Below are 13,560 nucleotides of genomic sequence, written 5' to 3'. Positions count from 1 at the left end.
TTACTTGGAATTCGCGCCGATCAGCGCACCGGCCACCGCTCCGGCGGCGGCACCTTTGCCGTCGCCGATCAGCGCGCCGACACCCGCGCCAATCACGGCGCCTTTGATCGTGTTTTCTTTTTTCTTGTCCTCCGCCAGACCAGCTGAGGCCGAAACCAAAGCCAGCGTCGCTGCTGCGCCGAATAATATCTTTCTGAACTTGAGACCTGCTATTGTCATAACAACGCCCTCCCGTGGCATGACCTAAAGACATCTCTGTCAAGTCAGCCTAGCGGGGCACCAACAGTCTGGCAACAAAGCGGCGTCATATCTCTTCGACGGTCATGACGCCTTCAAGGGATTTGATCGCGCCCTTGATCTGCGGGTTGATTGGGAATTCACGTCCCAGTTCCATCTCAATATCGCCGGGCAGGCTGGGGTCCAGCAACATGAACTGGACTGGTCCCCGTGCAGCCCCTTTCGCGGCAGAGGCGGCGTCTTCCAACACCTTGGCCACCGTTGGTACGGCCTGTGCTTCGTCAACGTAGATTCGCAGCCCAGTTGCTCCGGCCTCGGCCACAAGGGAATCCGCAGGACCAACAGAGCGGCCCAGCAGCTTGAGCTGATCGGCTTCCATCGTTGCCTCGGCAGTCAGCACGACCTGCGCGCCGGTTTCCAGAAACTCGCGACACTTCTCCAGCGTGTCCGAAAACAGCGTGACCTCATAGGCGCCGGTGGGATCAGACATTTGAACGAAAGCAAAGCGGTTGCCCTTGGCCGATTTCCGTTCCTGCCGCCCGGCGACAACCCCTGCCATCTTTGCGATGAGCGGACCGGACCGGGCCTTTTCCGTAACCTCATCCAGCGTCAGCACCTGTTTGCGCTTCAGCGCGGGCATGTAATCGTCCAGCGGATGCCCCGAGAGATAGAAGCCGATGGCCTTGAATTCTTCGCTGAGGCGCTCGGCCGGCAGCCAGTCGGGCGTCGGCGACAGGCGCGGTTCGGGCAGGTCGTCGCCTGCCTCACCGAACAGAGACACCTGATTGGAGTTTTTCTGTTCATGGATCGCCGCCGAATACTGTACCAGACGGTCAAGGCTTTCGAACACGCGGCGACGGTTCTTGTCGAGCTCATCAAAAGCGCCGGCACGCGCCAGCATTTCCAGCGGACGTTTGCCGACCTTTTTCAGGTCGACCCGGCGGGCAAAGTCAAAGAGGTTGACGAAAGGCTTGTCTCCCCTGCCCTGCACCACCAGATTCATCGCCTCGACGCCGACATTCTTGAGCGCGCCCAGCGCATAGACCAGTTGGCCATCCACCACGTCGAAGGTCGCCAGCGAGCGGTTCACGCAGGGCGGCACGTAGGGCAGGCCCAAACCCTTGCGGACCTCTTCGAAATACACCGCCAGCTTGTCGGTCAGGTGGATATCGCAGTTCATGACCCCGGCCATGAACTCGACCGGGTGGTTCGCCTTGAGCCAGCCGGTCTGGTAGCTGACCACCGCGTAGGCCGCCGCGTGGGACTTGTTGAAGCCGTAGTTGGCGAATTTTTCCAAGAGGTCGAACACTTCGGAGGCCTTCTTGGCGTCCACCCCGTTCTTGGCCGCGCCGGCCTCGAATTTCGGGCGTTCGGCGTCCATCGCCTCTTTGATCTTCTTGCCCATCGCGCGGCGCAGCAGGTCGGCGCCGCCGAGGCTGTAGCCCGCCATGACCTGCGCGATCTGCATCACCTGCTCCTGGTAGACGATGATGCCCTGCGTTTCCTCGAGGATGTGGTCGATCAGCGGGTGAACGGATTGGATCTGGCGCTGGCCGTTCTTGACCTCGCAATAGGTGGGGATGTTCTCCATCGGGCCGGGACGATAGAGCGCCACAAGCGCCACGATGTCCTCGATACAGGTGGGTTTCATGCGCTTGAGCGCGTCCATCATGCCCGAGCTTTCCACCTGGAACACCGCCACGGTCTTGGCCGCGGAATAGAGCTTGTAGGTGGCCTCATCATCCAGCGGGATGGCGTTGATCTGGTTCTCAGCCCCCTCAGCCGGCTCATAAAGTTCGGTGCCATCGGCGGCGATGTGCAACGGGCGCCCGGATTTGAAAATCAGGTCCATCGCGTTCTGGATCACGGTCAGGGTCTTCAGGCCCAGAAAGTCGAACTTTACCAACCCGGCCTGTTCCACCCATTTCATGTTGAACTGGGTCGCGGGCATGTCCGAACGCGGGTCCTGATAGATCGGCACCAGCGCATCCAGCGGCCGGTCACCGATCACCACGCCCGCCGCGTGGGTCGAAGCATTCCGCAACAGCCCCTCGACCTGCTGGCCATAGGTCAGCAGGCGGTCGACCACCTCTTCCTCGCGCGCGGCCTCGCGCAGGCGGGGTTCGTCTTTCAGCGCCTTTTCGATGGAAACAGGTTTCACCCCCTCGACCGGGATCATCTTGGACAGGCGGTCCACCTGCCCATAGGGCATTTGCAGCACCCGCCCGATATCGCGCACGGCGGCCTTGGACAGCAAGGCACCGAAGGTGATGATCTGACCCACCTTGTCGCGCCCGTATTTCTGCTGAACATAACGGATCACCTCTTCGCGGCGATCCATGCAGAAGTCGATGTCGAAGTCGGGCATAGAAACCCGCTCGGGGTTCAGGAACCGTTCGAACAGCAGGCTGTAGCGCAGCGGGTCTAGGTCGGTGATCGTCAGCGCATAGGCCACCAGCGAGCCCGCGCCCGAGCCCCGCCCCGGCCCGACCGGAATGTCGTGATCCTTGGCCCATTGGATGAAATCCGCGACGATCAGAAAGTAGCCGGGGAAACCCATGCTTTCGATGATGCCCAGTTCGAAATCCAGACGTTCCTGGTATTCCTCGGGCGTCACCGCATGCGGGATCACGGCCAGACGTTTCTGCAAGCCCTCATTGGCGATGCGCCGCAGCTCGGCCACCTCGTCATCCGCGAATTTCGGCAGGATCGGGTCGCGTCGATAGGCCATGAACGCGCAGCGTCTGGCGATCTCGACGGTGTTTTCGATGGCCTCGGGCAAATCGGCGAACAGGGTCGCCATCTCTTGTTGTGACTTGAAGTAGTGCTGCGCCGTCAGACGACGGCGGCCTTCCTGCTGGTCGACATAGGCCCCTTCCGATATGCAGATCAGCGCGTCATGCGCTTCGTACATGTCCGGCGTCGGGAAATAGACGTCATTCGTGGCGACCAGCGGCAGGTTCTTGGCATAGGCCATCTCGACATGGCCGCGTTCTGTCAGGCGTTCGGCCTCGGGCTGGCCATCTTCACCCGGATGGCGCTGAAGCTCGATATAAAACCGGTTGGGGAACATTGCCGCCAGCCGATCGACCAACGCTTCGGCCGCCGGGCGCTGACCCTGTTGCAGTAGCATTCCCACCGGGCCGTCAGGTCCACCGGACAGGCAGATCAACCCTTCAGATCGGTCGGCCAGTTCTTCCAAAGTGACCTGAGGCAGTTGCCCGCCCTTGTCCACGTAGAGACACGTGCTGAGTTTCATCAGGTTTTCGTACCCGGTCTCGGACTGCGCCAGCAGCACCAGAGGCGCGGGGGTCTTTGGCTTCTCGCCCGGCTGGGCCTGGACATAGGTCAGATCGACCTGGCACCCCATGATCGGCTGTACCCCGGCGCCGCTTGCGGTGACCGAGAATTCCAGCGCCGAAAACATCGAATTGGTATCCGTCACGGCGACCGCCGGCATTTCCATCTTCTCGCACAGGCCCGGCAGCTTTTTCAGCCGCACGGCGCCTTCCAGAAGGGAATATTCAGTGTGAACGCGGAGGTGGATGAATCGTGGAGAACTGCTCATGACGCCCAAGCTACCCCAGCCGGCTGCGCGGCAAAAGGCTGAACCGCCTCACGTTTGCCGCAAAAAAAATCGCCATTGATTATTCGGCTTTTTCAGAAGGTGCTTCGGGATTGACTGGGCGTCGCAATCAAAAACCGCTTTATTTACAAGTGGCTGCTCATTAATCAGAAAAGACGGTCACAGGCCGTATACGTCTAATGGTGTATGACAGAGGCGGTTTTTCTTGCCAGACAAGCCGCGCTGTTTCTAACATCTCATGGCAAGCAATTCGCCCGCCACTCTTTCTACGTCGCATCGAAGGAGGGCCACAAGGGCGCAACCGGGTAAGGCGACGGGTTTCTCGAATGAACATCACGTTTCTTCTGAACGGAGAGACAGTGGAGTTGGCTGATATCGATCCGACAGCCACCCTGCTGGATTGGCTGCGCGAAGATCGCGGCCTGACCGGCACCAAGGAAGGCTGCAACGAAGGCGATTGCGGGGCTTGCACCGTGATGGTGACGGATGACGAAGGCGCCAAGGCACTGAACTCGTGCATTCTGTTTCTGCCGCAACTGCATGGCAAAGCGGTGCGCACGGTCGAAGGTGCCAGCAGCCCGAATGGCGAAGCGCACCCGGTTCAGCAGGCAATGGTTGATCTGCACGGTTCGCAATGCGGCTTCTGCACACCCGGTTTCGTCATGTCGATGGTTGCCGGGCACACGAATGGTGCAACGGACCATGACACTTTTCTTGCAGGCAACCTGTGCCGCTGCACCGGCTATGCGCCGATCATTCGTGCAGCGAAAGCGGCCGAGGAAGAGCCCGTTCCGGTTTGGGTCAAAGATAAACCACTTGCAACGATTGCCGCTTCGCGCATGCTGCCAACCTCATCCGACGAATTGGCCGCCGTGTATGCCGAGAACCCGAATGCGACTCTGGTCGCTGGTGCGACCGATGTGGGCCTTTGGGTCACCAAGCAACTGCGCGAACTGGACCCGGTGATCTTCCTCAACCGCTGTGATGATTTGAAGAAGATCACGCTCGGCAGTGAAGAAGTCCGCTTTGGCGCAATGGTAGACATGAATCGCATGGGCGCGGCGATGGCCGATCTGCATCCGTCCTATGCCGAGATGATCCGCCGCTATGCCAGCGTGCAGGTGCGCCATGCGGCCACCGTGGGCGGCAATATCGCAAACGGTTCGCCCATCGGGGACAACCCGCCTGCGCTGATCGCATTGAACGCGACACTGCACCTGCGCAAGGGCGACGAGCGGCGGTCGATCCCGCTGGAAGAGTTCTTCATCGACTACGGCAAACAGGATCGGGTTCCGGGCGAGTTTGTGGAAGCCGTCAGCTTCCCCCGCCAGCCAGATCGCCTGAAGGCTTACAAGCTCAGCAAACGGTTCGATCAGGATATCTCGGCCGTCTGCGGCTGTTTCAACATAACCGTTTCGGAGGGCAGCGTCACACAGGCGCGCATCGCCTATGGTGGCATGGCTGCTGTTCCGAAACGGGCAACCCATGTCGAGGCCGCTTTGATCGGCAAACCGTGGACGCGCAAGACCGTTGACGCCGCGCTGCCATCCTTTGCCGACGACTTTTCGCCACTCACGGATATGCGCGCCTCGGCCCTGTATCGACTGGAAACCGCCAAGGCGATGCTTCAACGGTATTTCCTGGAAGATCAGGGCGAGATCACCAATGTGCTGGAGGTGTCGGCATGAGTGTGACGCAAGCCCTGCCCCACGACGCCGCCCCTTTGCACGTTTCGGGCGCGGCACGGTACGTGGATGACATCCCGACACCCAAGGGCACGCTGCACCTGGCCTTTGGCCTGAGCCAGATCGCCAAGGGCAAGATCACCGCAATGGATCTGTCGGCTGTCAAAAACGCCGAGGGTGTCGTGATGGTCATGACGGCAGAGGATCTGCCGTTTGCCAACGATGTCTCGCCCTCGATCCACGATGAGCCGCTGCTGTCGGACGGCACGGTGCATTATATCGGTCAGCCCGTGTTCCTGGTCGTTGCCACCAGCCATCTGGCCGCCCGCAAAGCGGCGCGATTGGGCAAGGTCGACTATGCCGAGGAAACGCCGATCCTGACGATCGCGGACGCCTTGGCCGCCGACAGCCGGTTTGAAGATGGTCCACGCATCTATGCCAAGGGCGATGCGGATGCGGCCATTGCCAGTGCGCCGCATGTGATCGAAGGTTCGTTTGAATTGGGCGGGCAGGAGCATTTCTATCTGGAAGGTCAGGCCGCGCTGGCCGTGCCGAATGAAGGTGCGGATATGCTGGTGCACAGCTCGACCCAGCACCCGACCGAGATTCAGCACAAAGTGGCCGACGCTCTGGGTGTTCCGATGCACGCCGTCCGGGTCGAGACCCGCCGCATGGGCGGAGGGTTTGGCGGCAAGGAAAGTCAGGGCAACGCTTTGGCAGTGGCCTGCGCCGTGGCCGCCCGCGCAACCGGCAAGGCCTGCAAGATGCGCTATGACCGTGACGATGACATGATCATCACCGGCAAGCGCCACGCTTTCCGCATTTCGTACAAGGCCGGATTCGATGAGCATGGCCATATACAGGGCGTCTCATTCCTCCACTATGCGATCTGCGGCTGGGCGCAGGACCTGTCCTTGCCCGTGGCCGACCGGGCGATGCTGCACTCGGACAACGCCTACCTTTTGCCGAACGCCCGGATCGAAAGCCACCGCTTGAAGACCAACACCCAATCTGCCACCGCCTATCGCGGGTTCGGCGGCCCGCAGGGCATGGTCGGCATCGAACGGGTCATGGACCATGCCGCGCATGCGCTGGGTTTGGATCCCGTCGAGCTGCGCCGCCGGAATTACTATGCACCCGCGCACGCTGTGGCCGAGAGCACACCGACGGAAAAACCACTGGGGCATCCCGATCCGCACGAAGACCTGACCAGCCGCGGCGCCGTTGAAATGGGCGACGCACCGGTGCGTCCTCTGCCCGCTGGCGGCAACACCACACCCTATGGGATGGAGGTCAGCGATTTCGAACTGCACGGCATGACCGAGGCGTTGCTGAAATCCAGCGACTACGCCGCGCGCAAGGCGGCTGTCGCGAAATGGAATGCCGAGAACAGTGTAATCAAAAAGGGCATCGCCTTTTCCCCGGTCAAGTTTGGTATCTCGTTCACGCTGACCCACCTCAATCAGGCGGGTGCGCTGGTACATGTCTATCAGGACGGATCAGTCCACCTGAATCACGGTGGCACCGAGATGGGTCAGGGCCTGTTCCAGAAGGTCGCACAGGTCGCCGCGTCGCGCTTTGGCATACCGCTGGAGATGGTGAAAATCACCGCAACCGACACGGCGAAAGTACCGAACACGTCTGCGACGGCGGCATCTTCGGGCAGTGACCTGAACGGTATGGCGGTGAAGGCCGCTTGCGACACGATCCGCGACCGGATGGCCGCCTATCTTGCGGAACGTCATCAGGCCGATCCATCGACGGTCACGTTCTCGGATGGGCAGGTGTCGGTCTCAGAAGAGCGCTACACCTTCGCCGAAGCCGCCGCACTGGCCTATCAGGGGCGCGTCAGCCTGTCGGCGACCGGGTTCTACAAGACGCCCAAGATCGAGTGGGACCGGATCGCCGGGCGCGGTCGCCCTTTCTTCTACTTTGCCTACGGCGCTTCCGTTACCGAGGTGGCGGTGGACACTCTGACCGGTGAAAACCGCATTCTGCGAACGGATATCCTGCATGACGCGGGCGCGTCGCTGAATCCGGCTTTGGACATAGGTCAGGTTGAGGGCGGCTATGTACAGGGTGCAGGGTGGCTGACGACCGAAGAGCTGGTCTGGGATGACACGGGCAACCTGCGCACGCACGCGCCCTCGACCTACAAGATTCCGGCCTGCTCGGACCGGCCGGACATCTTCAACGTCACGCTTTGGGATGGCGAAAACCGTGAGGACACCATCTATCGTTCGAAAGCTGTGGGCGAGCCGCCTTTCATGCTGGGGATCTCGGCCTGGCTGGCGCTGTCGAACGCAGTTGCCGCCTGCGGAGACAGATACCCGGCCCTGAACGCTCCGGCCACGGCCGAAGAGGTTTGGCGCGGGGTCCAGAGGATGAAGGGAGGCATCTGATGGGATTTGACCTTGAGGCTTTGAGGGAGGCGGTCAAAACCCACGGGAAAGTGGTTCGGGTGGTCATCGCCGGGATCAAAGGGTCGTCCCCGCGCGAGGTGGGTGCTGCGATGCTGGTCTGGAAAGACGGGCAAAGCGGAACCATCGGTGGTGGTACGCTGGAATACCAGGCCGCAGAGGCCGCACGATCGCAAACAGTCGCCACGCGCCTGACGCATCACACGCTGGGACCGGACATGGGCCAATGTTGCGGCGGAGCGGTCTCGTTGTTCAGCGAAGTCTATGATCTCAAGAAGGTTGAAACGCTGGATGATACGATCATTGCACGATCAGCATCCGGTGGCGCCGTGCCTCTTTCGGTCAAGCGAGTGCTGGCGGCAGCACGCAGTCAGGGCATTGCACCCGAACCACGCCTGATCGACGGCTGGATGATCGAACCGGTGCATAAACCGGCACGAAACCTGTGGATCTGGGGCGCAGGTCACGTCGGACGGGCGCTGGTGGATGTTCTGTCCCCCCTGCCCGATCTTGCGATCACTTGGGTCGATACCGGCCCCGAGCGCTTTCCGGACGTGATTCCTGCAGGCGTGACCGATCTGCCAGCGACGAAACCAGCCGAACTTGTGCGACATGCACCGCCCAATGCCGAGCACCTTGTGCTGACTTATTCACACAATCTGGATTTAGAACTGTGCAACAGGCTGCTTTTGCACGATTTCCGCTTTGCGGGACTGATCGGCTCGGCTACCAAATGGGCGCGGTTCCGATCGCGGCTGGCGGCTCTTGGGCATCCGCCCGACCGGATAAGCCGGATTACCTGCCCGATTGGTGACCCGTCGCTGGGCAAACACCCGCAGATGATCGCCGTGGGCGTCGCAGCGCAACTGCTGCGCCCGGCCCGGCAGAATGAGTTGAAGAAGGACCTGAGCGCGTGACCACTCCATTGCTGAGCCTGCAAGGGTTGACCAAAGCCTATCCCGGTGTCGTGGCCAATGATCAGGTGTCCTTTGACATCGGAGAGGGCGAAGTTCACGCCCTGTTGGGGGAAAACGGGGCCGGGAAATCCACGCTGGTCAAGATGATCTATGGGCTGGTGAAACCTGACAGTGGCACCATGCTGTTGCGCGGTCAGCCTTTTGCGCCGCCCGAGCCCCGCTCCGCACGGGCTGACGGAATTGCGATGGTGTTCCAGCATTTTTCGCTGTTTGACGCCCTGAACGTGGCCGAAAACATCGCTTTGGGGATGGAAAACCCGCCCGCCATGGGTGATCTGGCCTCGCGCATCCGCGAAGTGTCGGAAACCTACGGCCTGCCGCTGGATCCGTTCCGCACTGTCGGCGATCTGTCCGCTGGGGAACGCCAGCGTGTTGAAATTATCCGTTGCCTGCTGCAAGACCCGAAACTGCTGATCATGGACGAACCGACCTCGGTACTGACCCCGCAGGAGGTCGAAATCCTGTTCGAGACGCTGAACAAGTTGCGGTCCGAGGGCACGTCGATCCTGTATATCTCGCACAAGCTGGAAGAGATACGGACACTGTGTGACCACGCCACGATCCTGCGTCTGGGCAAGAATGTGGGCGAGTGCGTCCCCTCTGAGACCTCGGCCCGCGACATGGCCGAACTGATGGTGGGAACGGCCCTGCAAACCCCGGAACGTTCGGGGCGTGAATTTGGCGCAGTGACGCTGGATGTCAGCGGGCTGTCGGTGCCTTCTCCGTCAGAATTCGGCACCGCATTGCGCAACGTGCATTTGACCGTCCGCAAGGGCGAGGTTCTGGGCATTGGCGGCGTTGCGGGCAACGGGCAGGATGAATTGCTGGGCGTTCTGTCCGGTGAAATCCTGACATCTGCTGACGCGATCAAGTTCAACGGTCAGGCGATCGGCAAGCTGGGCCCGACCGCGCGACGCAAACTTGGCGTGTTGACCGCGCCAGAAGAGCGGCTGGGCCATGCCGCCGCCCCGAACATGAGCCTGACCGAAAACGCCCTGTTGACGGGGTCCGTTCGAGAGGGTCTGGAAAGCAACGGCTTTCTGAAATGGGCCGAGACCAAGAGCTTTGCGGAGAAGATCATCGAGATTTTTGACGTCCGGACACCCGGCCCGGACAACGCGGCGCGGTCCTTGTCCGGGGGAAACCTGCAGAAATTCGTGATCGGACGCGAAGTGCTGCAAAACCCGGATGTGCTGGTGGTGAACCAGCCAACCTGGGGCGTGGATGCCGCGGCGGCCGCGTCGATCCGGCAGGCAATCCTCGACCTGGCGGCAAAGGGAACGGCGGTTGTCTGCATCTCTCAGGATCTGGATGAGTTGATGGAAATCTCGGACAGCTTTGCTGCGCTGAACGAGGGCCGCCTGAGCGCGCCACGTCCGACAACCGGACTGACGGTGGACGAAATCGGGCTGATGATGGGCGGTGCCCACGGAATGGAGGTGGCGCATGTTTGATCTGTTGGGCCGCCTTCGGCGAGAGCATTTGAAAAAAGATGAAGAAGTCAGGGGAACGAGCTGATGATTGTGCTGGAGAAACGTCCTCAGCCTTCCAGGGTCTGGTCTTATGCAACGCCGTTGGTTGCAGTTTTGGCGACGATGTTTTTTGGCGGAGTACTGTTCGCCATACTGGGCAAGAATCCGGTTGAGGCCATCGGCACCATCTTCTGGGAACCTCTTTTTGGTGAATTCGCCTTTTATTATCGCCCACAGCTGCTGGTGAAAGGCGCTCCGCTGGTGCTTATCGCCATCGGTCTGTCGCTGGGCTTTCGTGCAGGCATCTGGAACATCGGGGCCGAGGGGCAGTATATTATGGGCGCCATCTTCGGTGCGGGTGCCGGGCTGGCCTTTTACCCTTTGGATGCCTTCTATATCTTTCCGATCATGGTGATTGCCGGCGCCTTCGGCGGCTGGTTGTGGGCCATGATCCCCGCCTTCCTGAAGGTGCGTTTCGGCACCAACGAAATTCTCGTCTCGTTGATGCTGGTCTATGTGGCCGAGCAGATGCTGGCCTCGGTTTCTCTGGGTTTGCTGAAGAACCCCGAAGGGTTTGGCTTCCCGGGGTCCCGCAATCTGCAATCCTATGACAGTGCGCACAATGCCGAACTGATCGCCGGATCCGGCATGCACTGGGGTGTTGTGACCGCGTTGATCGCAGTGATCTTTGCCTATGTCCTGCTGAACCGGCACATGCTGGGCTTTCACATCCGCCTGACCGGTGAAGCACCGCGCGCCGCGAAATTTGCGGGTGTGAACCCGGCCCGGTTGATCCTGTTCTGTCTGGGTCTGTCCGGCGCGCTTGCAGGACTTGCAGGCATGTTCGAGGTTTCCGGCCCTTCAGGCGTTGTCAGCATCGATTTCAACGTGGGCTACGGTTTCACTGCTATCATCGTGGCCTTTTTGGGCCGTCTGCACCCTGTGGGCATTCTGCTGGCCGGTGGACTGATGGCGCTGACCTATATCGGCGGTGAAATCGCGCAGTCGCAGCTGGGCCTGCCTGCCGCTGCCATTCAGGTGTTCCAGGGCATGCTGCTGTTCTTCCTGCTGGCCTTCGACCTATTGACCAACTACCGCATCCGTGCGGCCCGTAACGAGGTGGCGTGACCCATGGACCTTGGTGAAATCAATCCCGTACTTCTGGTCGCTTCACTGATGGTGGCCGCGACCCCCTTGCTGCTGGCCGCGATCGGAGAGCTGGTCGTTGAGAAAGCAGGCGTTCTGAACCTAGGCGTCGAAGGCATGATGATTGTCGGTGCGATCAGCGGCTTCGCGATTTCGGTCGAGACCGGCTCGCCCTGGCTGGGCTTTGTTGCTGCCGCGATCGGCGGCGCTGTTCTATCGCTGCTGTTCGTCTTGCTGACGCAGTTTGCGCTGGCCAATCAGGTGGCCAGTGGTCTGGCGCTGACCCTGTTTGGTCTGGGGTTCAGCGCGTTGATGGGGCAAAGCTATGTGGGGATCAAACCCCCCAGTATGGGCGACATCCATATTCCGCTGATCAGCGATATTCCGGTTGTCGGTCCGATCCTGTTTCAACATGACCCGATCCTGTATGTCGGTATCGCGATCACGGCGGCCGTCTGGGCGGTGCTGAAATTCACCCGTCTTGGTCTGATCCTGCGGGCAGTCGGTGAAAACCACGATGCCGCGCATGCGTTGGGCTACAAGGTGATCAAGATCCGCATTCTGGCCATCATGTTCGGCGGCGCCTGCGCTGGTCTGGGCGGGGCCTATATCAGCCTGATCCGCGTGCCGCAGTGGACCGAGGGCATGACCGCCGGTGTCGGCTGGATCGCATTGGCCCTTGTTGTCTTTGCAAGCTGGAAGCCGTGGCGTGTCCTGCTGGGTGCCTATTTGTTCGGCGGCATTACCGTGTTGCAGCTTAATTTGCAGGCAGCGGGCGTTGCCATTCCCGTCGAGTATCTGGCAATGTCGCCCTATATCATCACGATCCTTGTGCTTGTGATCCTTTCGGCCGACAAGAGCAGCGCACCTGCCTCGCTGGGCCGGACCTTCCATGCCTCACACTAGGGGCCAACAGTACCAACTTGGGGAGTAACACATGAAATTCACTACACTTCTGACGAGCGCCGCCATGGCGCTGGGTCTGGCCTCGGGGGCCATGGCCGAAGACAAGACCAAGGTCGGTTTCGTCTATGTCGGCCCGGTCGGCGATGGCGGCTGGACCTATGAACATGACAAAGGCCGGCAGGCCGTTGAAAAAGAGTTTGGCGACAAGGTTGAAACCGTATTCGTTGAATCCGTTCCCGAAGGCCCAGATGCCGAGCGTGTGATGACCCAGATGGCGCTGGAAGGCGCGGATCTGATCTTTACCACCTCGTTTGGCTACATGGACCCAACCATCAACGTGGCCAAGAAATTCCCGGACGTGAAGTTCGAGCACGCAACAGGCTATAAAACCGCCGACAACGTCTCGGTCTACTCGGCCCGTTTCTACGAAGGTCGCGCGGTTCAGGGCCACATCGCCGGTAAAATGACCAAGTCGAACATCATCGGCTATATCGGCTCCTACCCGATCCCCGAGGTGATCCGCGGCATCAACTCGGCCTATATCCACGCCAAGAAAGTGAACCCGGATGTCGAGTTCAAGATCGTCTGGGCCTATACGTGGTTCGACCCGGCGAAAGAAGCTGACGCCGCCACCGTTTTGATCGAGCAGGGCGCGGACGTAATCCTGCAACACACCGATTCGACAGCGCCGCAAGCAGCAGCGCAAGAAGCCGGCAATGTGATCACCTTCGGTCAGGCGTCGGACATGAGCGAGTACGCACCGCTTCCGCGTGTGTCATCGATCATCGACAACTGGGCCCCCTATTACATCGCGCGGACAAAAGCCGTAATGGACGGGACCTGGACGTCTTCCAACACCTGGGACGGTATCGGCGCAGGAATGGTTGAAATCGGCGAGATTTCGGACGCGGTTCCGGCAGATGTCAAGGAAGAGGCTCTGGCCCTGAAGGCGGCGCTTGCAGATGGCAGCTATCACGCGTTCACCGGTCCGCTGAAGAAGCAGGACGGCAGTGACTGGCTGGCTGAAGGCGAAACCGCTGACGATGGCACGCTGGCAGGCATGAACTTCTATGTTGAAGGGCTGGAAGGCGAAATTCCGCAGTAAGCTGTATCGTCAAGGAACAAAAAGGG

9 protein-coding genes are annotated in these 13,560 nt (G+C 60.5%); 7 read left to right on the top strand and 2 right to left on the bottom strand.

Translation table 11 applies throughout. From position 1 onward, the window contains the following. Complete coding sequence (locus FIU92_RS18230) at nucleotides 1–219, bottom strand: hypothetical protein (RefSeq protein WP_152460142.1); 219 nt, start codon at nucleotides 217–219, stop codon at nucleotides 1–3. Nucleotides 220–304: 85 nt separating this feature from the next. After that, nucleotides 305–3,805, bottom strand: a complete 3,501-nt coding sequence (gene dnaE / locus FIU92_RS18225) for a DNA polymerase III subunit alpha (RefSeq protein WP_152460141.1) — start codon at nucleotides 3,803–3,805, stop codon at nucleotides 305–307. A 344-nt stretch (nucleotides 3,806–4,149) separates the two neighbouring features. Between dnaE and xdhA the strand changes: the two genes are divergently transcribed. The 7 genes from xdhA (at nucleotide 4,150) to FIU92_RS18190 (ending at nucleotide 13,534) form a co-directional block, all read left to right on the top strand. Beyond that, a complete protein-coding gene (xdhA, locus tag FIU92_RS18220; protein ID WP_152460140.1) occupies nucleotides 4,150–5,511 on the top strand; it encodes a xanthine dehydrogenase small subunit in 1,362 nt (453 codons plus the stop codon). Next, nucleotides 5,508–7,910 carry a xanthine dehydrogenase molybdopterin binding subunit gene (gene xdhB / locus FIU92_RS18215; RefSeq protein ID WP_152460139.1) on the top strand — a complete coding sequence of 801 codons (2,403 nt, stop codon included), beginning with the start codon at nucleotides 5,508–5,510 and terminating at the stop codon, nucleotides 7,908–7,910. Before xdhA ends, xdhB begins: the two co-directional genes overlap by 4 nt. After that, nucleotides 7,910–8,845 (top strand): xanthine dehydrogenase accessory protein XdhC, encoded by a 936-nt coding sequence (xdhC, locus tag FIU92_RS18210; protein WP_152460138.1) that lies wholly within the window; start codon nucleotides 7,910–7,912, stop codon nucleotides 8,843–8,845. The genes xdhB and xdhC overlap by 1 nt, the downstream gene beginning before the upstream one ends. Then, nucleotides 8,842–10,359: an ABC transporter ATP-binding protein gene (locus tag FIU92_RS18205; protein ID WP_152460137.1), complete on the top strand. Its 1,518-nt coding sequence runs from the start codon at nucleotides 8,842–8,844 to the stop codon at nucleotides 10,357–10,359. Before xdhC ends, FIU92_RS18205 begins: the two co-directional genes overlap by 4 nt. Nucleotides 10,360–10,422: 63 nt before the next feature. Continuing rightward, nucleotides 10,423–11,505: an ABC transporter permease gene (locus FIU92_RS18200; RefSeq protein ID WP_152460136.1), complete on the top strand. Its 1,083-nt coding sequence runs from the start codon at nucleotides 10,423–10,425 to the stop codon at nucleotides 11,503–11,505. A gap of 3 nt (nucleotides 11,506–11,508) precedes the next feature. Next, on the top strand, nucleotides 11,509–12,429 hold the full coding sequence (locus FIU92_RS18195; RefSeq protein WP_152460135.1) for an ABC transporter permease: 921 nt from the start codon (nucleotides 11,509–11,511) through the stop codon (nucleotides 12,427–12,429). A gap of 31 nt (nucleotides 12,430–12,460) precedes the next feature. Continuing rightward, entirely contained in the window at nucleotides 12,461–13,534 is a 1,074-nt protein-coding gene (locus tag FIU92_RS18190; RefSeq protein WP_152460134.1) for a BMP family ABC transporter substrate-binding protein, read from the top strand. The last annotated feature ends 26 nt before the right edge of the window (nucleotides 13,535–13,560 follow it).

It is taken from the genome of Ruegeria sp. THAF33 (assembly GCF_009363615.1).
In the GTDB taxonomy this organism is placed as follows: Bacteria; Pseudomonadota; Alphaproteobacteria; order Rhodobacterales; family Rhodobacteraceae; genus Ruegeria.
Note: the sequence above shows the minus strand (reverse complement) of the source record. Positions and strands in the feature narration are given on the sequence as shown.

Excerpts from the sequence above, each read along its gene's own strand:
- FIU92_RS18230 (WP_152460142.1), bottom strand. The coding sequence starts at position 219 with ATGACAATAGCAGGTCTCAAGTTCAGAAAGATATTATTCGGCGCAGCA.
- dnaE (WP_152460141.1), bottom strand. The coding sequence starts at position 3,805 with ATGAGCAGTTCTCCACGATTCATCCACCTCCGCGTTCACACTGAATAT.
- xdhA (WP_152460140.1), top strand. The coding sequence starts at position 4,150 with ATGAACATCACGTTTCTTCTGAACGGAGAGACAGTGGAGTTGGCTGAT.
- xdhB (WP_152460139.1), top strand. The coding sequence starts at position 5,508 with ATGAGTGTGACGCAAGCCCTGCCCCACGACGCCGCCCCTTTGCACGTT.
- xdhC (WP_152460138.1), top strand. The coding sequence starts at position 7,910 with ATGGGATTTGACCTTGAGGCTTTGAGGGAGGCGGTCAAAACCCACGGG.
- FIU92_RS18200 (WP_152460136.1), top strand. The coding sequence starts at position 10,423 with ATGATTGTGCTGGAGAAACGTCCTCAGCCTTCCAGGGTCTGGTCTTAT.
- FIU92_RS18195 (WP_152460135.1), top strand. The coding sequence starts at position 11,509 with ATGGACCTTGGTGAAATCAATCCCGTACTTCTGGTCGCTTCACTGATG.
- FIU92_RS18190 (WP_152460134.1), top strand. The coding sequence starts at position 12,461 with ATGAAATTCACTACACTTCTGACGAGCGCCGCCATGGCGCTGGGTCTG.